Source organism: Streptomyces aureocirculatus (genome assembly GCF_000720475.1).
Taxonomy (GTDB): Bacteria; Actinomycetota; Actinomycetes; order Streptomycetales; family Streptomycetaceae; genus Streptomyces; species Streptomyces aureocirculatus.
In genome coordinates this window covers 73,232-95,238 of record NZ_JOAP01000036.1, presented here as the reverse complement: position 1 = coordinate 95,238, position 22,007 = coordinate 73,232, and the positions used below count along the sequence as shown (strand labels likewise).

Here is a 22,007-nt window from a genome sequence, read left to right as displayed (position 1 = left end):
CCGGCACCCCCCGCCCCCGCTCCCGCTCCCCACAGCAGCCACACCACCGGCACAAGCACCGCTCCCCCGGTCTGCTTGGCCAGGAACGCGCACGCCACCGCCGTCCCGGCGAGCCCCGGGGCGCACCTGCTCACCGCCGCGCTGCTCGCCTCCCTGGCCCGCCGCCGCTGGGGGGGACCGCGCGGGACGCACGGCCGGTGTCCTGTACCTGCTGCTCTCCGTCGGTCTCAACCCCGAGGACGCGCAGGCCGCCACGTTCGGTCGACCACCGTCTCGTACAGCTCGCCCCCGTCCGCGAGGAGCCGTGCCTGAACGGCGAGGAATCCCTCGTCGGGGTTCCACAGCGGCCTGGCGAAGGAGGGCAGCCGGGTGGCGCAGGCCAGCAGGGCGAGGGCGGGCAGCAGCCGGGTCCAGTACGTCCGTTGTCCGGGGGTGACCGCAGTGGCTACGGAGCGTGGTGGCACAAGGTGCTCGACGAGCATGGCCCGCACGCTATCCGGCCCCGCAGGTCCCGCAGGTCCCGCAAGTCCCGCAAGTCCCGCAGGTCCCGCAGGTCCCGCCAAAAGGGAACGTACGGGGCCGAAGTGTCAAGGAGATTGGTCACTCATCGTGATGAGTTGTCGTCTTCTGCTGTCGTCCGAGCAGGCTGTGCGAGCGCCCGTAGAGGAAGTACACGACGACGCCCACGGCCATCCAGCCGGCGAAGCGGATCCAGGTCTCCGCGGGCAGGTTGAGCATCAGCCACAGCGAGGCGCACACGGACAGGATCGGAAGGAGCGGGACCAAGGGGGTGCGGAAGGAGCGGGGCAGGTCGGGCCGGGTCCGGCGCAGGATGATCACGCTGAGCGCGACGATCACGAAAGCGAACAGGGTGCCGATGTTCACCAGCTCGGCGAGTTCGCTCAGCGGGGTGAACCCGGCCACGACCGCGATGATCACACCGAGGAGGATGGTCGGCCGGTGCGGGGTCCTGAAGCGCGGGTGGACGCGGGAGAAGAAGCGCGGAAGCAGTCCGTCGCGGCTCATCGCGAAGAACACCCGGGTCTGGCCGAGCAGCAGGATCATGCAGACCGTGGTCAGGCCGACGGCGGCGCCGAAGCTGATGAAGCCCGCGTACCAGGGGTGCCCGGTGGCCTTGAACGCGTCGGCGAGCGGGGCGTCCACGGAGAGCTTGCTGTAGTGCTGCATGCCGGTGACGACGATCGACACGGCCACGTAGAGCGTGGTGCAGATGAGCAGCGAGCCGAGGATGCCGCGCGGCATGTCCCGCTGCGGGTTCTTGGTCTCCTCGGCGGCGGTGGCGACGATGTCGAAGCCGATGAAGGCGAAGAAGACGACGGAGGCGGCGGTGAAGATGCCCATGACGCCGAAGTTGGCGGGCGCCCAGCCGAACATCAGTTGGATCAGCGGTGAGTGCAGTCCGCCGCCCGCCTCCACCTCCTGGGCCTTCGGGATGAACGGGTCGTAGTTCTCGGACTTGACGAAGAAGGCGCCCGCGACGATCACGACGAGGACGACCACCACCTTGATCGCGACGACGAGCGAGGTGATCCGCGCGGACAGCTTCATGCCGAGGACGAGGATGCCGGTGAGGACCAGGACGAGGGCGGCGGCGAGGATGTCGAAGCCGAAGCCGTCGGCTCCGTCCCGCCCGCTCAGTACCTCGGGCAGTTGCCAGCCCGCGTTGTCGAGCAGCGAGGCGATGTACCCCGACCAGCCGACGGCGACCACCGCCGTGCCGAGCGCGAACTCCAGGACGAGGTCCCAGCCGATGATCCAGGCGGGCAGTTCGCCGAGGGACGCGTACGAGAACGTGTACGCGGACCCGGCGACCGGGAGCGTGGAGGCGAACTCGGCGTAGCAGAGCGCGGCGAGCGCGCAGACGACCCCGGCGACCACGAACGCCAGGGCGACGGAGGGCCCCGCGTTGTTCTTGGCGACCGTGCCGGTGAGGACGAAGATGCCGGTGCCGATGATGACACCGACGCCGAAGACGGTCAGGTCCAACGCGGACAAGGACTTCTTGAGCGCGTGCTCTGGCTCCTCGGTGTCGAGGATGGACTGCTCGACCTTCTTCGTCCGGAAGAGGGTGCTGCTCACGGGGTACCTCCCACGCTTGTCGTCCTCGACATGATCGAGAGGGGGCGGAGAGGTGATGCCCCGACGCGGGCGGATTCACGCGGATGGGCCGGTTTCACCACTCTTGACGGTGGCGGAACCGGCCCATCCGGATACGGTGCGTGAACCCGGGGTCGCTACCGGATCGGTGCGTGACCCCGGGGTCGCTACCGGATCGGTGTGTGACCCCGGCCGTTCCGGATACGGTGCGTGACCCCGTAGCGGCCGTCAGTCGCGCGCGGGCTCCACGGAGTCCACGCCCGCACCCGCACGCTCGAAGCGGCCGTCCAGCTTCGCGACCAGGCCGGTCACCTGCCGGGCGATGTCGGGGGCGGTGAGCCCGATCTCGGCCATGACCTCCTTGCGCGACGCGTGGTCCAGGAAGCGCGGCGGGATGCCGAAGTCGCGCAGCGGCACGTCGACGCCCGCGTCCCTGAGGGCCTGGGCGACGGCCGAGCCGACGCCGCCCGCGCGGGAGTTGTCCTCGACGGTGACCACGACGCGGTGCTGCTCGGCGAGGGGCGCCATCGCCTCGTCGACCGGCTTGACCCAGCGGGGGTCGACGACGGTCGTGGAGATGCCCTGCTTGTCGAGCAGGGCGGCGATCTCCAGGCACATCGGCGCGAGGGCGCCGACGGAGACCAGGAGCACGTCCGGCCTGTCGGCGTCGGCGCGGCGCAGCACGTCCATGCCGCCGACCTTGGCGACGGCCTTGACCGCGGGGCCGACGGCGCCCTTGGAGTAGCGCACGACGGTGGGCGCGTCGTCGACCTCGACGGCCTCGCGGAGCTGGAGGCGTACCTGGTCGGCGTCGCGGGGCGCGGCGATGCGCAGGGTGGGCACGCACTGGAGGATCGACATGTCCCACATGCCGTTGTGCGAGGCGCCGTCCGTGCCGGTGACACCGGCCCGGTCAAGGACGAAGGTGACGCCGCACTTGTGCAGCGCCACGTCCATCAGGAGCTGGTCGAAGGCGCGGTTCAGGAAGGTGGCGTACACGGCGAAGACGGGGTGCAGGCCGCCGGTGGCGAGACCCGCGGCGCTGACCGCGGCGTGCTGCTCGGCGATGCCGACGTCGTAGACCCGGCCCGGGAACTCGTCGGCGAACTTCTTCAGGCCGACCGGCTGGAGCATCGCTGCGGTGATCGCGACGATGTCCTCGCGCTCCCGGCCGAGCTTGACCATCTCCTCACCGAAGACGGAGGTCCAGTCCATGCCGCCGGCGGCGATGGGCAGGCCGGTGTCGGGGTGGATGGGGCCGATGCCGTGGAAGTGGTCGGCCTCGTCCTCCTCGGCGGGCTGGTAACCGCGGCCCTTCTCGGTGATGCAGTGCACGATGACCGGGCCGCCGAAGCGCTTGGCGCGCGTCAGGGCGGACTCCAGGGCCTCGATGTCGTGGCCGTCGATCGGGCCGACGTACTTCAGGCCGAGGTCCTCGAACATGCCCTGCGGCGCGATGAAGTCCTTCAGGCCCTTCTTGGCGCCGTGCAGCGTCTCGTACAGCGGCCTGCCGACGACGGGGGTGCGTTCCAGGAGGTCCTTGCCGCGGGCCAGGAAGCGTTCGTAGCCGTCGGTGGTGCGCAGGGTCGCGAGGTGGTTGGCGAGGCCGCCGATCGTGGGGGCGTACGACCGCTCGTTGTCGTTGACGACGATGACCAGGGGGCGGTCCTTGGCGGCCGCGATGTTGTTCAGGGCCTCCCATGCCATGCCGCCGGTGAGCGCTCCGTCGCCGATGACGGCGACGACGTGGTCATCCTTGCCGCGCACCTCGTTCGCCTTGGCGAGGCCGTCCGCCCAGCCGAGGACCGTGGAGGCGTGGCTGTTCTCGATCACGTCGTGGTCGGACTCGGCGCGCGCGGGGTAGCCGGAGAGGCCGCCCTTGGCGCGCAGCGCGGAGAAGTCCTTGCGGCCGGTGAGCAGCTTGTGCACGTAGGCCTGGTGTCCGGTGTCCCAGAGGACCTTGTCCTTGGGCGACTCGAAGACGCGGTGCAGGGCGATGGTCAGCTCGACGACGCCGAGGTTGGGGCCGAGGTGGCCGCCGGTCTTGGCGACCGCGTCGACGAGGAAGCCGCGGATCTCGGTCGCCAGCTCGTTGAGCTGTTCCGGGCCGAGCGGGTCCAGATCGCGCGGTCCCGTGATGCGGGTCAGCAGCGGCACCCGTGCCTCCTTGCAGTAGAGCGGTAGCGCTGAGCGTGTAGCGCTGTTCGAGCATTGCCGGGCTTGTCGAGTCTAATGTTCCGCCGCTGACGGCGGAGTCCGGCCCTGAAGTCCCGCGTCACGCGATCGGCCGTAAATCGACTGGTACGACCTGTCGGACCGGGCACACCCCGACCGCGAGGGGAACGCATGTTCCTATCCCCGGCCCGGGGGCGGACATGGCCGTGCCCGGTACCGGAGACACCGGTACCGGGCACGGACCTGCGGGATCAGGCGCGGCCCGCGGACTTCTGGGTGCGCCGGGAGACCGAGTCGATCACGACGGCGGCGAGGAGCACCGCGCCGGTGATCATGTACTGGATCTCGCTGGCCATGCCTTCCAGGTTCAGGCCCTGCTGGATCGACTGGATCACGAGCATGCCGAGCATGGCGGACCAGATCTTGCCGCGGCCGCCGAAGAGGCTGGTGCCGCCGATGACGGCCGCCGCGATCACGATCATCAGGGTGTTGCCGCTGCCGAGGCTCTTGGTCGCGCCGCCGGAGAGGCTCGCGATGAAGAGCCCGCCGAAGGCCGCGAGCATGCCGGAGATCGCGAACACGGTGATCCGCACCCGGTCGACGTTGATGCCCGCGCGGCGGGCCGCCTCCGCGTTGCCGCCGACCGCGAAGACCTGACGGCCGAAGGTGGTACGCCGGGCCACGAAGTCCGCGATCACCAGGACGGCCAGGAAGAGCACCAGGGCGAGCGGCAGGCCGCGGGCGCCCTTGGGCTCGTTCAGGAAGTACGCGACGACGAGGGCCAGGACGGCGAGCACACCGGTGCGCAGCAGGATCTCGCTGAGCGGGCGCGAGGGCAGCGCGGCGGTCTTGCGGCGGCGTGCGTCCAGGAGCTGGGAGCCCGCGTAGGCGAGCACCGCGACCAGCGCGAGCCCGTACGCGGCGGCCTTGTCGGCGAAGAAGTGCGTGGTCAGGTCCTCCACGACAGAGCCGGTGGGCGTGTTGATGCTGCCCTCCTTGCCCATCATCCAGATCTGCAGACCGCTCCAGCCGAGGAAGCCCGCCAGGGTGACCACGAAGGCCGGTACGCCGATCTTGGCGAAGAAGAAGCCGTGCAGGACGCCGATCACCGTGCCGCAGGCGATCGCCACGAACACCGACAGCCAGTCGCCCCACCCGTGGTTGACGCTGAGCACCGCCCAGACGGCGGCGCCGACGCCCGCCACGGAGCCGACGGACAGGTCGATCTCACCGAGCAGCAGCACGAAGACGATGCCGACGGACATGATGCCGACGCCGGAGGTGAACACCGCGATGTTGGCGAGGCTGCTCGCGGACAGGAACTTGTCGTTCTGCAACTGGAAGACCAGACCGATGACGATCAGGCCGATGACGACGGGCAGCGAGCCGAGCTCACCGCCGCGCACCTTGCGGATGAACTCCGTCCAGTACCCGGCGAAGCCCTGCTCGCGCACGAGCAGGCGCGGGTCGACGGCGGCCGCGGGGGCCGCGGACGGCTCGGCGTCCACGGCGGAGCCCGAGGCCGCGCGGGCCTTCGTGGGCTCGGGGGTCTTGGCGAGGTCGCTCACTTCGCGTCCTCCTTCAGTGCCGTGGCCGTGCGCGCCCTGCGGCGGGTGACGGCGTTGTCCGTGGCGCCGGTGATCGCGGCGATGACTTCCTCGGGCGAGGTCTGTGCGACGTCGAAGACGCCGTTGTTGCGGCCGAGGCGAAGGACCGCGACCCGGTCGGCGACGGCCTGCACGTCGGCCATGTTGTGGCTGATGAGGATCACGCCGTGGCCGCGCTCACGCAGCCGCTCCACGAGGTCGAGGACCTGCGCGGTCTGCTCGACGCCGAGGGCGGCGGTGGGCTCGTCGAGGATGACGACCTTGGGGTCGCCGACCAGGGCGCGGGCGATGGCGACGACCTGCCGCTGGCCGCCGGAGAGCGCGGCGACGGGGATGCGGACGCTCGGGATGCGGATGGACAGGGTGTCCAGGAGCTCCCGGGCGCGCTTCTCCATCTTGATCTCGTCGAGGACGGCGGCGCTCTTCAGCTCGCTGCCGAGGAAGAGGTTGGCGACCACGTCGAGGTTGTCGCAGAGCGCGAGGTCCTGGTAGACGGTGGCGACGCCGAGGTTCTGGGCGTCGTGCGGCCGGCCGATGGCGACCTTGGTGCCCTCCCACTCGATGGCGCCGTCGTCGATGGGGTGGACCCCGGAAATGGTCTTGACGAGGGTGGACTTGCCGGCGCCGTTGTCGCCGACGAGGGCGACCACCTCACCGGTGTGGATCTCGAGGTCTACGTCCGTGAGCGCCTGGACGGCACCGAATCGCTTGGAGACCCCGCGCAACGCCAGCACGGGCGTAGCGGACACGTGAATCATCTCCTTCGCCGCCTGGCCGGCGGGGATGGTGAAGAGCTGCGGGAGCAGAGGAATAGCTCCGGGAGCAGGGGAAGAACTGCGGGAGCAGGGGAAGAGCTGGGACGGGTCGAGGTGGCCGGTGCCCGCCCTCCGGCTGCGGGGCAGGATGTGGCTCGGCGGGCACCGGACCGCTGGGGAAGGTGTCTCGCGGCACTCGCGCCGCGTCAACACCCTGGGAAGGGCGGGCACAACACCCCGGCAGGTGCCGGGAGTTACTTGATCCCGGCCTCGTCGCAGGCCTTCTTGAACTGCTTGGTGCAGATCTCGCCGACCTTGTACACCTTGTCCTTGACGATGGTGTCGGCCACCTCGTCCTTGGTGATCGCCTGCGCGTCGTACAGCTTGGCGGGGATGCCCTTGTAGTCGCCGCTGAGCGAGTCGACCTTGCGGTCGGTGAGGTCGTCGATCTTCTTGCCCTTGAGGAGGCGGACCGCGATCTCGGCGGTGGTCTCGGCCTCCGGCTTGATCTGCTTGTAGATCGTGAAGGACTGGTCGCCGCTCAGCAGGCGCTGCAGGCCCGCGAGTTCGGCGTCCTGACCGCCGACGGGGACGTCGATGCCGCGCTGCTTGAGGGCGGTGATGATGCCGCCCGCCATGCCGTCGTTGGCGGAGTAGACGCCGTCGATGCCGTCCTTGCCGAGCTTGTCGATGGCGGTCGCCATCTTCTTGTTGGCCTCGTCCGGGGACCAGTCCGGGATGTCCTGCTCGTACGCGATCTTCTTGACGTTCTTGTCGAGCACCGAGTGGGCGCCCTTCTTGAAGAAGGGGGCGTTCGGGTCGGTCGGCGAGCCGTTGATCATGACAACGTTGGCACTCTTGGCCTTCGAGCCGAGCGCCTTGACGAGGGCGCCGCCCTGGAGACGGCCGATCTTCTCGTTGTCGTAGCTGACATAGGCCGCCAGCGGGCCCTCGGCGAGCCGGTCGTACGCCACGACCTGCACGCCTTCCTTCTCGGCGCGCTCGACCCAGCCCTTGGTGGACTTGTAGTCCACCGAGTCCAGGATGATCACCTTGACGCCCTGCGTGATCAGCGCGTCGAACTGCTTCTTCTGCGTCTCGATGTCCTGCGCGGCGTTGTTGTACTTGACCTCGCAGTCGCCGCACAGCGACTTGATCTTCGACTCCATGATGGGGCGGTCGAAGGTCTCGTAACGCGTGGTCTTGTTCTCCGGCAGCAGCAGGCCGATGGTCTTGCCGTCACCGTCGCTGCCCTTGTCGTCGCCGTCTCCGGCCTCTCCGCACGCGGCCAAGGCCAGCGCCATGGAAACGGTGACGGTGCCTATGCCGACGCGGCGCGTCAATGCGTTCATTTGGGGGTGCCTCCCTGACGTGGCCGCGTCGTTGCGGCCGAGGTGGCTCGAAGTCAACTCGGCCACCCGACACGCGTCAAGGAGTAAATCCTTAACGAGATGACAACGGTGCCATGCGTTATCTAAGTGAAGGCGGGTGTGGTGGCCGGAAGGCTCCCGTCCAAAAGGGTCGAATCCCCCATCTCGCTGAGCGCGAGTGCGAGCGCCCCGAGCACCTCGGCCCGCGAGCCAAGTGCCCCGGGAAGCACCGACAGTTGGCGCGCCGCGCTCGGGATCGCATACCGCCCCACCGACTCCCTGATCGGCCCGAGCACCAGCTCCCCGGCCTCCGCGAGGGCACCGCCGAGGACCACCCTGCTGGGGTTGAGCAGGTTGCACAGGTTCGCGACACCGCTGCCGATGTGCCGGCCGACGTCGGCGATCACCCGGCGGCAGCCGGGGTCCCCGTCCCGGGCCAGGCCGACCACGCGCTCCATGGTCAGGTCGGTGCCGTGGCTGGAGTGCAGCAGCGGCAGGACGTAGCGGGCGGCGGCGAAGGTCTCCAGGCAGCCACGGTTGCCGCAGCGGCAGACGGGCCCCGACTCGTCCAGGGTGATGTGCCCGATCTCCCCCGCGGTGCCGCCGGGGCCGCGGTAGATCCGGCCGCTGATCACCAGACCGGCGCCGACACCGCTCGCGACCTTGATGTACGCCAGGTCCCTGACCCCGCGCCCGCTCCCCCAGACCAGCTCGCCGAGCGCGCCCAGATTGGCGTCGTTGTCGACGTGCACGGGCACCCCGAGCCGCTCCTTGAGCTCCTCGGCGGGCTTGGTGCCCGCCCAGCCCGGCAGGATGGACGTGGAGCCGAGCGTGCCGGACTCCACGTCGATGGGCCCGGGCACGCCGAGTCCGACGCCCGCGACCTTGGAGCGGTCCACCCCCGCGGCCTCGATCAGCCGTCCGACCAGGCGTTCCGCGCGGTCGAAGCCCTGGGCGGCGGAGGCGTCCACGTCCAGCGGCTCGGACTCCTCGGCGAGCACCTTGTGGGCCAGGTTGCCGAGGGCGACGCGCAGGTGCGTATGGCCGAAATCGATGCCGATGACCATGCCCGCGTCGCCGCTCAGGGAGACGCTGCGGGCCCGGCGGCCGCCCGCCGAGGTGGGGGTGACCTCGACGGTGCCGCCGTCCTTCAGTTCACGGACGATGTTGGATACCGTCGCGGCGGACAGGCCCGTCGTCCTGGCGATCTCCGCCTGCGTGAGCGAACCGGCGAGCCGTACCGCGCGCACGACCCGCTCCAGATTTGCTCGGTGCAGTGACGACTGCGACCCCGGAGTCTCCATCGACTCATCCACTCCCGCCTATGGCGGACGGCATCGTCGCCGCCCGTACAAGTTGTGAACTCCAAGCTCTGCTGAACGGGTTGCCGCAGTCAAGTCCTTGACGGAAATCCAGGCGGTCACACCCCACACACGAAACGCCCCGCGTACGGGGCGTTTCCTGTACATGATCGCGTTCGACTACTTGATCGGGTCCACTGCTCGACCGTGACCGTCGTTACTTGATCGTGGCCGCCGTGAGGCCGGACTGTACCTGCCGCTGGAAGGACAGGTACACCACGAGCACCGGGATCATGGAGATGGTCATGCCCGCGTACAGAGCGGGCAGGTCGGTCTCGTAGTTCCCCTGGTTCATCAGGCTCACCAGGCCCTGGGCGAGCATGGAGCGGTCCTCGTCGCCGCCGCTCTGCTTCTGCATCAGGGTGAGGGGCAGGATGTACTGGTTCCACTGGCCGAGGACGTTGAAGATCCCCACGCTGATCAGGCCCGGCTTCGCCATCGGCACCATGATCTGGAAGAACACCCGGGTGTGCGAGGCTCCGTCGATCACGGCGGCCTCGTGCACGGCCGTGGGCAGGGTGCGGAAGAACGAGTGCAGATAGAACACGGTGAACGGCAGCGAGTACGCCACGTACACCAGGATCAGTCCTTGGTAGGTGTTGAGCATGCCGAGCCGGTCGACCATGAAGTACAGCGGCACGAGCGCCAGGAACACCGGGAACATCGATCCGGCGACGAAGAAGTAGTACACGAACCGGTTGCCGACGAAGTCGTAGCGGGCGAGCACGTAGGCCGCCATCGCGCCGAGCAGCATCGTCAGGGGCACCGAGACGACCATGACGATCAGGGTGTTGAGCAGATAGTCGCCGACGCCCTTCTCCCAGCCGCGCTGGAAGGCGTCGAAGGTCCACTCGGTCGGCCAGGTCCAGGCGCTGGACTTGATCTGGGAGTCGGTCTTGAAGTTGCCGAGCAGGATCCAGAACAGGGGCAGCACGATCATGACCGCCCACAGCACCAGGAAGCCGTGCGAGAAGGCGTTGAGCGTCCTGCCCTCCATGCCGTCCCGGCCGGGGCCGCTGCCGCCGCCCCGCTGGCCCGGCACCTTGACCTTGGTGACCGGCGGTTGAGTCGCGGGAGCCGTCATCGCTCGCGCCTCCCTCAGTACTCGATGCGGTCACGGCGGCTGAGCCGCAGCGTGACGATGGACACGATCAGGGTGAGGAGCAGCATCACCACACCCATGGCGCAGGCGTACCCGCTCTTGCTGTACGTCTGGAAGTTGCGCATCAGGTACGTCGAGATGACCTCGCTGCTGTGGTCGGGGCCACCGCCGAAGTCCTGTGACGTGAGCGTGGAGATGAGCAGGAACGCGTCCATGGAGAGGATGGCAAGGAACACCCAGGCCGTCTGGATCGTCTCCCAGAGCAGCGGCAGCGTGACCCGGAAGAAGGTCTGGAGCCGCCCGGCGCCGTCGAGCAGCGCCGCTTCGTAGATGTCCCGGGGAATGGACTGCATGGCGGCGGAGAACAGCACCATGTAGAAGCCCGCCCCGGCCCAGACCATCACGAAGACGATGCACCAGAGCACCAGGTCGGGGTCGTTGAGCCACTCCGTGGGACTGCTCTTGTCGCCGAGGCCGACGGCCTGGAGCGTGCCGTTGATCAGGCCGGAGTCGTCGCCGCGGTAGACCGCTTTGAAGAGGATGGCGAGGATGGCGATGGAAAGGACCTGCGGGAAGAAGAAGACGATGCGGTAGAAACCGGAGCCCTTGACGCCGGACACTCCGCCGGCTCCGCCGCGGCCGCCGACATTCACCATGAAGGCGAAGAACAGCGAGAGCAGAATCGTCAGGGTCGGCACCAGAACGAGGAGCAGGGCATTGTGTTGCAGCGCCTTGACGAAGACGTCGTCGTCCGCCAGGTCCTTGTAGTTGTCGAGGCCGACGAAATTGAAGTTCTGGGAGGCGCCGCTCCAGTCGGTGAAGGAGTAGCTGATGGTCTGGATGTAGGGCCAGATGACCAGCAATACGTAGAGCCCGACGGGAAGAATGAGGAATCCCGCGATGAACGGGTACTTTTTCCGATGCATGACACCCTGCTCCTGGCCTTGCCGTGGCCGGGCCGCGGCCGCGCCGCACCGCCGGCCGGCCCCTGGGCGGAGCCGGGCCCGGCCGCACCGCCCGGTCCCGGCCGGCGGATGACGACGACTAGTTCCGCTTCTTGCCGGGGTTCTTCGCGGCTTCCTTGTCGACTGCCTTCTGGCAGCGTTGGAGCCACTGCTTGGGCGTGATGCGCTTGGCCATCAGCTCACCGGTGGCGTTCTGGATCTCCACGTCCAGCTCGCCGTACCACTCCGAGTAGCGGAAGTTGAAGCGCTCGTCGACCGGGCAGGCGTCGACGGCGGCGAGGGCCGTCTTGATGCCGGGGCGCAACTCCACGCTCTCGTCGACGTATTCGGGTCCGAGCACCGACAGCGAACTGGCCTCCTTGGCGAAGGCGGTGGCGCCCTCCTTGGAGAGCATGCGGCGCAGGAACTCCAGGCCGCCGGGCACGTTCTTGGCCTTGGAGGGCACGATGAAGGGCTCGTCGGCGCCGGTGCGCACGGCGTGCAGCTTCATCTTGGAGCCGGGCAGCAGGGGCAGCGGCAGGAACGTCATCTCGAAGTCGGCCGGCGTCTGCTTGGCCTGCTCGTTCTCCAGCCAGGAGCCCGAGGGGATGAAGACCGCCTTGTACTCGTTCCACTTGGTCTGGGCCTCGGTGTGCTCCAGGGAGTTGGTGCCCGGCATGAGCAGGCCCTTCTCCACGATCTCGTACACCGCCTCGATGGCCTGCTCGGCGGCCGGGTTGCCGACGAAGGCCTTCTTGTCGAGGTTGTCGATCGCCTTCACGGCGTCCATGCCGCCGGTCTTGGCGATCAGGTCCATGATGACGATGTTCATGTAGTACGGGTACTTGCCCTGGTGGGCGAGGCCGCCGATGCCCTTGGACTTGGCGTCCTTCATGACGTCCAGGAGCTCGTCCCAGGTCTTCGGGACCTTCCAGCCGTGCTTCTTGAACAGCTTGTTGGAGTACCACAGGCCCCAGGCCGCGTACACGTAGAACAGCGCGTGGAACTTGCCGCCGAAGGTGCCCTGCTCGATGGTGCCGGGCAGCATGATGTCGCGGATCTTCTTGCTCGGGTCGTCGATGGACGGCGCGTCGAGCAACTGCGTGAGGTCGGTCAGATGACCTTCCTTGTGCAGGGTGTCCAGCTTCATCTTCTTGGAGCCGGAGTCGTCGACGACGTCCGGCGGGTTGCCCTTGTTGAAGCGGGGCTGGAGCTTGCCGGTGACGTCCTGCTCACCGCTGTGCGCGACCGAGCCGCCGTACTTCTTCTCGTACGAGGACTCCCAGACCTTGGCGTACGAGTCGCCGTAACCGCCCTTGAAGATGAAGACGTCGAGGTCGTTGTCCTTGGCCACGCCGAAGGGGTTTTCCTTCGTCTTCTTGACCGTCTCGGCCTTGTCGTTGTCGTCGCCGCCGCCGGAGGCGCAGGCCGACAGGAAGCTCATCGTCGGTACGGAGATGATGCCGAGGGCGGCCGCGCGCTTGATCAGGTCGCGGCGGCCGACACCGCTCGCGTCGGGCCTGCCGGAGGTCCCAGGGGTGGATCCCATGCTCAAGTCCTCGCCTTCTTCCAGGACTCAGGCGGTGAACCGGATCCTCCCCGGCACCGCGGAGTGGTGAAGCTGGGTTCGTGCGATGGTGCGGGATGTGTCCGCCGCCGGTGGAACGACTGGAACGGCCCCGCGGTCGGTCGTTACGGGGACCGGTCGAACCGGCGCGGTACGGACGCCGACAGGTATAGTCCAGTTGAGGTCTGGCAAGCAAGATCGAATGCAGGTTTGGACTGCGGTCTTTTCCGAGTTGAGACCTCACGGAGTCGTGCGGCTTCTCCGATTCCGGCGCGGCCCCGGCCCCGGAATAGTCCGTACCAATACGAAGGTGAACCGGTCCTTTTCGAGCGCCTTCGGACCGCCCGCCCTTTCCGGGCCCTTCGACCGCCGGGCACTTCGGCGAACTTCGCTCGCGGAAGGACCGATTCGGGCACCATGAGCGGTATGCCGCCGACAATCGGTCACCGTGGCTGATTTGTCGCGACGCATGGGGGGCTCATGCTGCTGACCGACAACCCGATCGCGGACGCGGACGGGGACCGTTTCGGATTCCGGGCACACGCCGATGTGCTCTGCTCGGCGATCATCACTACCGAGGACCTGCCGCTGGCCGTCGGGGTCTTCGGCCCCTGGGGCACGGGCAAGTCGAGCTTCATGAAGGTCTGCCAGGACCTGCTCGGCAAACGCGGCCTGCCGACCGTGTGGTTCAACCCGTGGAAGTACGACCAGAAGGACGAGATCTGGCACGCCCTAATCCAGAGCGTGCTCACCGAGATAGCCCAGGAGCTGGAGCGACGGCGGATGTCCGGGGACCTCGCCCTGCGCGAGCGGATGGCGGGCGCCCTGGCGACCGTACGGCGGCTGAGCCAGGCCGCTGCCTGGCTCCTGGCCCGCCGGAGCGCGGCACCGCTCACCGCGGGCGTCCTGACCGCCGACGACGTGGACGCCGCGCAAGCCGCGCTCACCGAACCGGGCACGGAGACATACCTGCACGTCAACCGCTTCGAGCAGGACTTCGCCGAGGTGGTGGGCACCTACACCGACGGCGGCAGGCTCGTGCTGTTCGTCGACGACCTCGACCGCTGCACGCCGGACGCGGCGATCACCGTCCTCGACTCCCTCAAGCTGTTCCTCGGCGAGGCGTCCTGCGTGTTCGTCCTCGCCATGGACTATCAGGTGGTCGCGGAGGCCGCCGCACGGCGGTTCCACAGCGACAAGCCGGACGCGGCACGCGGCCGCCAGTACCTGGAAAAGCTCATCCACTTCCCCTACCACCTGCCGGGGGTCTCCTTCGAGGCCATCGTCCGCCACCTCCAGGACAAGATCACCGACTCCGGTCTTGCCGGCTCGCGCGAGCTGTGGGAGCTGATCGAGGTGGCCTTCGCGGCCAACCCGCGCCGCGTCCGCCGCTTCGTCAACGGCCTGAACGTGACGGTCATGACCCTGCGCCTCAACCCGGACGATCCGCCCTCGCACCGGCTGCTGCTGCACGCGGGCACGCTGCTCGCCCTGCGCATGAGGCACCCGGGCTTCTTTACGGCCCTCCAGTCCGACCCGGACGTCTGGAGGCGTTACGACCAGGCCGATTTCGACAGAACCGAACTCAGCGGCCAAGACGTGCTGCTCGCCGGTGAGAACCCCGGGGTGCGGCGGCTGCTCTCGGCCGTCGCACACCGGCGCGAGGGCTTCGCGTTCCCCGATCCGCCGACCCCGACCGAGATCCGGGTCCTGACCCAGGTGCTGACGGTGACCGGCGGCCCGCCGAACGGCAGCGCGGCCCCCGCCCCGGCGTTCACCACCGGAGGAACCGTCGGAGAGGGGCCGGGCCGATGACGGACGACCTGGAACGCGACGTCCGGTACGCGGTCGGCCTGGACCTCGGGGACGGCGAGAGTTCACTGTGCTGGCTGCCGACGACCGGACGCGGCCAGGCGAAGGTGCACAGCCGTGGCACCGAAGGGCCCTCGGTCGTCACCGCGCTCGGGCGCGTGCCCGACCCGGACCTCGGCCACCGCGTCGTCATCGGCGAGGACGCCGTACTCGCCAGGAACTGCCTGCACTTCAGCGTCAACTTCAAGAACCGGCACGGGCACACGGACCTGCAAGCGGTGCAGTTCGCCCAGGTGTTCCTCGCGGAGTTCTTCGCCGCCCACCCCAAGGTGCGCGAGGACTACGTCCTGTACGTAGGCCACCCCGCGGGCTGGGACCGGGCATCCGTACGGGCCTACCAGCGGCAGCTCGGCGCCATGGAGGTGCCGGTGCGCCTGGTGGCGGAGTCCCAGTCGGCCCTGGTGCACGTACGGGACCGCAGGGCGAAGGGCCGGGACGGGAGCGGGCTCGACCGGGTCCTCGTCGTCGACGTGGGCTCCTCCACGACCGACTTCACCGTCGTGGAGGACCTGATCCCGAGGAACCTGCCCGTGGGCGCCGAACTGGGCTGCCGCGAGATCGACGCCGCTCTCGCCGCGATCCTGCGCAAGGACTTCGCGGACACCCCCGAGTTCACCGAGGCCCTGGCCAGGGACGGCGGCCCCGACATGCTGATGCTGGTCTGCCGCCGGGCCAAGGAGGCTCAGTTCACCCGCCGGGACCTGAAACTGCAGGACATGAAGGAAGGCTGTGCCGACGCACTGGTCCCCCTGGTCACCCTGAGCGTGGAACGCCTGCGCGGCGTCGACGTGCGCGAGCGCGTCGTACGGGCGCCGGGCGGCTGGGCGGACCGCTTCGCGGCGACGCTCGCGGAGGTGCGCGGGCACCTCGGGACGCCGGGGCCCGAGCTGGTCGTCCTCACCGGCGGCGGCTCCCGCATGCCCGTCGTCCGGGAGCTGTGCGCCGCCGCGTTCTCCCAGGCCACCGTGGAGAACGACACGGAGCCCTCCCTGTCGGTGACGCGGGGCCTCGCCAGCATCGGTCGGCACCGGGTCAACGTGGCCCGGTTCCGTCGCGACATCCTCGTACTCAAGGACCGCCCGGAGTTCGTTGAGGCCATCCGCGCCGGGCTGCTCACCGCGTTCGACCAGGCCAAGGCCACCCTCCTCGCGCGCCTCCTGGAACGCGCGGAGCGCGAGGACGCGGAAGGGGAGCAGAACCTCGACGCGCTCATCCGCGAACTCACCGGCATGGACACGGTCCTGGCCGACCTGCGCGGCACGCTGGAAGAGACGCTGATGCCACTGGTGCTCGGCATCTGCCGCTCGTACGGCATCCGTGACGACCAGTTCACGCTGGACATCGCCCTGCCCGAGATCATCGGCACGACCATCAGCCGCCGCATCCGCGCGCTGTGGATGATGCTGCGCGGCTCCCAGACGGTGCTCGCCACGGCCACGAGGGTGCCGCAGGTCGGCATGATGTTCCTCAAGCGCATGCTGCGGGGCGGCGTGACCCCGGCGAAGGCGGGCGCGGCCGCGGCCACGGCGGTCGTCGTCGTCGCCCTGCCGAAGGGCGCCGAACTCGGTGCCCGCCGACTCATCAAGACCACTGTGCACCGCGCCGCCCTCGACCCCGCCGAGGTGGACCGCCTCGTCACCGATGTCGCCGAGCGGATCGCGGACCAGATGGACCAGCGCGCGCAGGAGGTGGAGCGCTTCCTGGTCTGAGCTTGTGGGGTGTCTTCGGGAACGTTGTGCAGAGCCAGGTCGACCCCTGGGCGGCCTACGCGGTTGTGGCGATGCCGCCGTCGACGGGGATCACGGCGCCTGTCAGGTATGCGCCTGCCCGGCTGGCGAGGAACACGGCGACACCCGCCATGTCGTCGTCGCGGCCGATCCGGCGCAGTGGGGCCGACGCCGCGATCGCCTGGCCGAACTCATCGAGGGTCGCGGCCATCATCGTCGACGGGAACGGTCCCGGCGCCACGGCGTTCACCGTGACGTGCTGCGGTCCTAGTTCCCTGGCGAGCACTCTGGTGAGTTGATGCAGTGCGGCCTTGCTGCTGGAGTACGAGTAGTTGGGCCGCTGGGGGATGTGGATGGCGGCGATGCTGCCGATGTTGATGATCCGCGCGGGATCGTCGGCGGTGCCCGCCCTGCGAAGTGCGGGCAGCAGCGCCTGGACCAGCCAGAACGGCGACTTCAGGTTGAGGTCGACGACCGTGTCCCAGGCCGCGTCCGGGAACGTCGCCAGCGGCTCGTCCCACATGGTGCCCGCGTTGTTGACGAGGATGTCGAGATGCTCCGATTCGGCGGTGACGAGGTCGGACAGTCGCCGACACTCGTCGTGGCGGGACAGGTCGGCGGGTATGGCCCGCACCTCACCGAATATGGACAGTTGTTCCTGCGCCTGAGCGCACGCTTCCGCGTCGCGTGAGCTGATGATCACGCGGACGCCCGCCTGGAGAAGGCCACGCGCGATCATCATTCCGATGCCTCGGGTGCCGCCGGTGACGAGCCCGCGCTTTCCACTCAGATCGAAAAGTTCTGCATGCGTGGTGAATTGGTTGTCTACCACTTGCCGCCTTTCGCGTTGGCCGTGCGGGATGACGCGTCGACCGGTTTGGTGTTCGGTTCAGCTCTCTCAACGCTATGGCCTTGGAGTGCACTCCAAGCAAGCGGAGCAGGGCCCCGACGAACCGCGTCCGCAACCGCCTCAAGCACTCCCTTCAACCCCCTTGACACCAGCGCCCACTTACCGCCCTACTGGACCCGGCGCAACCACTGACAACGTTGTCCGGATCGTGCTTGGAGGGGACTCAGGGGATGGGACACAGACCTCGACACGGAGGCCGAGGGGCGTCTCGGCACGGCGGCAGGGGCGGGATCGGACGTCATACCCCGGCCGCCGTCGGCCTCACCGCGCTCGCGGTGCTCGCGGCCTCGCAGGGCGTCGCCGTGGCCGGGCCGGAGCGGACTCCGAAGGCGGAGCGGGCGTTCAGCTCCTCGTTCGAGAGGGACGACGCGCAGCCCGACTGGCTGGACACGGTCGAGACGGGGCCCGACGGCAAGAAGAGGGCGGGCGGCGTCAACGGCGGCTTCAGCTCCGGGATTCCGGGCAGCGTCAACGACCGCGTCGTGGACGTGCGGGCCAGCGGTGAGAACGCCGGTTCCGGGGAGACCAAGGAGAAGCTGGTCGACGGCGAGCAGTCGACCAAGTGGCTCACCTTCAAGCCCACCGGCTGGGTCGAGTTCGAGCTCGACGCGCCCGCGAAGGTGGTGCGGTACGCGCTCACTTCGGCCAACGACCACCCGGAGCGTGACCCGAAGGACTTCAAGCTCCAGGGGTCGAGTGACGGCAAGGACTGGAAGGACCTCGACAGCCGCGAGGGCGAGAAGTTCGCCAGCCCGTTCACGACGAAGAAGTACGAGTTCGAGAACGCGACGGCGTACCGGCACTACCGCCTGGAGATCACCGCCAACAACGGCGCGGGTGACGCCTTGCAACTCGCCGACGTGCAGCTCTCCGTCGGCGGCAGCGACACCCCGGCCCCGCCGGACGACATGCTCAGCCTGATCGACCGCGGCCCCGCCGGGTCCCCGACCGCCAAGGCGCGCGCCGGGTTCTCCGGCAGGCAGGCGCTGCGGTACGCGGGCACGCACACGGCCGAGAAGCGCGGGTTCTCGTACAACAAGGTCTTCGACGTGAACGTGGACGTGCGGCGGGACACGGCGCTGTCGTACCGCGTGTTCCCGTCCATGGCGGACGGCGACCTCGACTACGACGCCACGAACGTCGCGGTCGACCTGGCCTTCACGGACGGCACCTATCTGAGTGACCTCAAGGCCACCGACCAGCACGGCTTCCCGCTGACTCCGCGCGGGCAGGGCGACGCGAAGGTCCTGTACGTCAACCAGTGGAACGACGTCGTCGGGCGTATCGGGGAGGTCGCCGCGGGGAAGACGGTGGACCGCATTCTCGTCGGTTACGACTCCCCCAAGGGGCCCGCGAAGTTCCGGGGCTGGCTGGACGACGTGTCGCTGAAGGAGACCCCACCCGCGAAGCCGAAGGCGCGCCCCTCCGACTACGCCTCGACCACGCGCGGCACGAACTCCAGCGGCGGCTTCTCACGCGGCAACACCTTCCCGGCGACGGCCGTCCCGCACGGCTTCAACTTCTGGACGCCGGTGACCAACGCGGGCTCCGTGAGCTGGCTGTACGACTACCACCGCGGCAACAATGACGACAATCTGCCCACCGTGCAGGCGTTCAGCGCGAGCCATGAGCCGAGCCCGTGGATGGGCGACCGGCAGACCTTCCAGGTGATGCCGTCGGCGGCGAAGGGCGCCCCGGACGCGGACCGCGCCAAGCGGGCGCTGCCGTTCCGGCACGAGAAGGAGACGGCGAAACCGCACTACTACGGCGTGACGTTCGAGAACGGCCTGAAGGCCGAGATGACGCCGACCGACCACGCGGCGATGTTCAAGTTCACCTATCCCGGTGACGACGCGAACATGATCTTCGACAACATCGAGGTCACGGGCAACACCAAGCACGACGTCGGTCTGACCCTCGACAAGGAGAAGGGGGTCGTGACCGGGTACTCCGACGTCAAGTCGGGCCTGTCCACGGGCGCGACGCGCATGTTCGTGTACGGGACCTTCGACCGCCCGGTCACGGACGGCGGCAAGCTGAAGGGCGGCGGCACCACCGACGCCACCGGCTATCTGCGCTTCTCGCCCGGCAAGGACCGCAGTGTCTCGCTGCGCCTGGCGACCTCGCTGATCAGCGTCGACCAGGCGAAGGCCAACCTGGACGAGGAGATACCTTCCGGCACCTCCTTCAACCGGGTCAAGGAGCGGGCGCAGGACAAGTGGGACGACATCCTCGGCCGGGTGGAGGTGGAGGGCGCGAGCGAGGGGCAGAAGACGTCCCTGTACTCCAGCCTGTACCGCCTCTACCTCTACCCCAACTCGGGCTTCGAGAAGGTCGGCTCGAAGCACAAGTACGCGTCCCCGTTCTCGGCGCAGACCGGCCCCGACACGCCGACCCACACCGGCGCGAAGATCGTCGAAGGCAAGCCGTACGTCAACAACGGCTTCTGGGACACCTACCGCACCACCTGGCCCGCGTACTCCCTGCTCACCCCGAAGAAGGCGGGTGAGCTGGTGGACGGCTTCGTGCAGCACTACAAGGACGGCGGCTGGACGTCGCGCTGGTCCTCGCCCGGCTACGCGGACCTGATGACCGGCACGTCCTCCGACGTGGCGTTCGCCGACGCCTACGTGAAGGGCGTCAAGGGCTTCGACGCGAAGGCGGCGTACGACGCGGCGGTGAAGAACGCGACGGTCGCCCCCGACAAGTCGGGTTACGGCCGCAAGGGCATGAGCACGTCGCCGTTCCTCGGCTACACCCCGTCCGAGACGCACGAGGGCCTGTCGTGGGCGCTTGAGGGGTACCTCAACGACTACGGCATAGCGAAGATGGGCGAGGCCCTCTACAAGAAGACGGGCAAGAAGCGCTACAAGGAAGAGGCCTCCTACTTCCTGAACCGCGCCCGTGACTACGTCAAGCTCTTCGACTCCAAGGCCGGGTTCTTCCAGGGCAAGAACAAGAAGGGCGACTGGCGCGTCCCCTCGGAGAAGTTCGACCCGCGTATCTGGGGCCACGACTACACCGAGACCAACGCGTGGGGCTACGCCTTCACCGCGCCGCAGGACTCACGCGGTCTCGCCAATCTGTACGGGGGCCGGGGCGGCCTCGCGAAGAAGCTCGACACGTACTTCGCGACGCCGGAGACCGCGTCACCCGAGTTCGCCGGTTCGTACAACGGCGTCATCCACGAGATGACGGAGGCCCGTGACGTACGGATGGGCATGTACGGGCACTCCAACCAGGTCGCGCACCACGCCGCGTACATGTACGACGCGGCCGGGCAGCCCTTCAAGACGCAGGAGAAGGTCCGCGAGGTCCTCGCCCGCCTCTACACCGGCAGCGAGATCGGGCAGGGCTACCACGGCGACGAGGACAACGGCGAGCAGTCCGCCTGGTATCTGTTCTCCTCCCTCGGGTTCTACCCGCTGGTCATGGGCAGTGGTGAGTACGCGATCGGGTCGCCGCAGTTCAAGAAGATGACCGTGCACCTCGACAACGGCCGGGACCTGGTCGTCAAGGCTCCCAAGAACAGCGCGAAGAACGTGTACGTGCAGGGTCTTAAGGTCAATGGGAAGCGGTGGAACTCGACTGCCCTGCCGCACAGTGCCATCGCCAAGGGCGGGGTCCTCGAATTCGACATGGGGCCGAAGCCGTCCGCCTGGGCGACCGGCAAGGGTGCCCAGCCGGTGTCCGTGACGGACGACGACAAGGTTCCCTCGCCGCGCAAGGACGCCCTCCGGGTGGAGGGCGAACTCTTCGACGACTCCTCCGCGACCAGCGCGAACGCCGCGTCCGTCGTCCTGCCTGTGCAGGCCCGCACCAAGGCCGTGCAGTACACGCTCACCTCGGCCGACAAGGCGTCCGCGCCGCGCGGGTGGGTCCTTCAGGGCTCCCGTGACGGCGAGAAGTGGTCCACCGTCGACAAGCGGTCCGGCCAGTCCTTCGCCTGGGACAAGCAGACCCGCCCCTTCACCGTGGGCAAGCCCGGCTCCTACAAGAAGTACCGCCTGGTGTTCACCGGCGGTCGGGCCACCCTCGCGGAGGTGGAGTTGCTCCACTGACGTGGGTGAACTCGGCCCACACGACCTTGCCCGGGTCGCGTGGCTCGACGCCCCACTTGTCGGCGAGCGCCGACACCAGTAGCAGGCCGCGCCCCGACTCGCCCACTCCCCCCTTGGCGAGCCGGGGCCGGCCGTCTCCGCTGTCGTGCACCTCCACGCGTACTGCGGTCCCGGCCCTGCCGATCCGCAGCAAGTAGCCGCGCCCCGGGGGGACTCCGTGCAGGAGGGCGTTCGTCGTCAGCTCGCTGACACAGAGGATGACCGCGTCGGCGGCGGGGCCCTGGACCCCCCAGGTGGCCAGGGCGAGGCTCGCGAAGGCCCGGGCGTCGGGGACGGAGCGGCGCACACGCGGGTAGAAACGGGAGAACAGAGGCGCCGGGGGCGTGGGGGAAGTTTCATCATTCACGCGACGAGAGTCACGGGGCGTTGCCATCATGA

Annotated in this window: 15 protein-coding genes; 3 read left to right on the top strand and 12 right to left on the bottom strand. The window is 68.7% G+C overall.

The genetic code is table 11. The features are described 5' to 3' along the window. Positions 1-227 precede the first annotated feature (227 nt). From IG78_RS0128820 to ngcE, 10 genes are all read right to left on the bottom strand, one after another. On the bottom strand, positions 228-482 hold the full coding sequence (locus IG78_RS0128820) for a hypothetical protein (RefSeq protein ID WP_030568344.1): 255 nt from the start codon (positions 480-482) through the stop codon (positions 228-230). Between the two features lie 118 nt (positions 483-600). Next, on the bottom strand, positions 601-2,100 hold the full coding sequence (locus IG78_RS0128815) for an amino acid permease (RefSeq protein WP_030568342.1): 1,500 nt from the start codon (positions 2,098-2,100) through the stop codon (positions 601-603). A 246-nt stretch (positions 2,101-2,346) separates the two neighbouring features. Continuing rightward, positions 2,347-4,275 (bottom strand): 1-deoxy-D-xylulose-5-phosphate synthase, encoded by a 1,929-nt coding sequence (gene dxs, locus IG78_RS0128810; protein WP_030568340.1) that lies wholly within the window; start codon positions 4,273-4,275, stop codon positions 2,347-2,349. Positions 4,276-4,544: 269 nt separating this feature from the next. Then, positions 4,545-5,861 carry a sugar ABC transporter permease gene (locus IG78_RS0128805; RefSeq protein ID WP_030568338.1) on the bottom strand — a complete coding sequence of 439 codons (1,317 nt, stop codon included), beginning with the start codon at positions 5,859-5,861 and terminating at the stop codon, positions 4,545-4,547. Next, positions 5,858-6,658 (bottom strand): ATP-binding cassette domain-containing protein, encoded by an 801-nt coding sequence (locus IG78_RS0128800; protein ID WP_078965660.1) that lies wholly within the window; start codon positions 6,656-6,658, stop codon positions 5,858-5,860. The genes IG78_RS0128805 and IG78_RS0128800 overlap by 4 nt, the downstream gene beginning before the upstream one ends. Positions 6,659-6,909: 251 nt before the next feature. Further along, positions 6,910-8,007 carry a substrate-binding domain-containing protein gene (locus IG78_RS0128795; protein WP_030568334.1) on the bottom strand — a complete coding sequence of 366 codons (1,098 nt, stop codon included), beginning with the start codon at positions 8,005-8,007 and terminating at the stop codon, positions 6,910-6,912. Between the two features lie 122 nt (positions 8,008-8,129). Beyond that, positions 8,130-9,329 carry an ROK family transcriptional regulator gene (locus tag IG78_RS0128790; protein WP_030568332.1) on the bottom strand — a complete coding sequence of 400 codons (1,200 nt, stop codon included), beginning with the start codon at positions 9,327-9,329 and terminating at the stop codon, positions 8,130-8,132. Between the two features lie 214 nt (positions 9,330-9,543). Next, positions 9,544-10,470 (bottom strand): carbohydrate ABC transporter permease, encoded by a 927-nt coding sequence (locus IG78_RS0128785; protein ID WP_030568331.1) that lies wholly within the window; start codon positions 10,468-10,470, stop codon positions 9,544-9,546. 14 nt (positions 10,471-10,484) lie between these two features. After that, positions 10,485-11,414, bottom strand: a complete 930-nt coding sequence (locus tag IG78_RS0128780) for a carbohydrate ABC transporter permease (RefSeq protein WP_030568329.1) — start codon at positions 11,412-11,414, stop codon at positions 10,485-10,487. Between the two features lie 118 nt (positions 11,415-11,532). After that, entirely contained in the window at positions 11,533-12,981 is a 1,449-nt protein-coding gene (gene ngcE, locus IG78_RS0128775) for an N-acetylglucosamine/diacetylchitobiose ABC transporter substrate-binding protein (RefSeq protein WP_030568327.1), read from the bottom strand. Positions 12,982-13,479: 498 nt separating this feature from the next. On the opposite strand from ngcE, the gene IG78_RS0128765 reads away from it, so the two are divergent. After that, complete coding sequence (locus IG78_RS0128765; RefSeq protein WP_030568325.1) at positions 13,480-14,814, top strand: KAP family P-loop NTPase fold protein; 1,335 nt, start codon at positions 13,480-13,482, stop codon at positions 14,812-14,814. Further along, entirely contained in the window at positions 14,811-16,580 is a 1,770-nt protein-coding gene (locus IG78_RS0128760; RefSeq protein WP_030568323.1) for an Hsp70 family protein, read from the top strand. The genes IG78_RS0128765 and IG78_RS0128760 overlap by 4 nt, the downstream gene beginning before the upstream one ends. Before the next feature lie 55 nt (positions 16,581-16,635). Here the strand turns inward: IG78_RS0128760 and IG78_RS0128755 are convergent, their stop codons facing one another. After that, positions 16,636-17,430 (bottom strand): SDR family oxidoreductase, encoded by a 795-nt coding sequence (locus IG78_RS0128755; protein ID WP_030568321.1) that lies wholly within the window; start codon positions 17,428-17,430, stop codon positions 16,636-16,638. A gap of 248 nt (positions 17,431-17,678) precedes the next feature. Between IG78_RS0128755 and IG78_RS0128750 the strand changes: the two genes are divergently transcribed. Further along, entirely contained in the window at positions 17,679-21,569 is a 3,891-nt protein-coding gene (locus IG78_RS0128750) for a GH92 family glycosyl hydrolase (RefSeq protein WP_404827772.1), read from the top strand. Here the strand turns inward: IG78_RS0128750 and IG78_RS0128745 are convergent. Beyond that, complete coding sequence (locus tag IG78_RS0128745) at positions 21,523-21,975, bottom strand: ATP-binding protein (protein WP_031129377.1); 453 nt, start codon at positions 21,973-21,975, stop codon at positions 21,523-21,525. The two genes, IG78_RS0128750 and IG78_RS0128745, sit on opposite strands and share 47 nt — an antisense overlap. Positions 21,976-22,007: the final 32 nt, after the last annotated feature.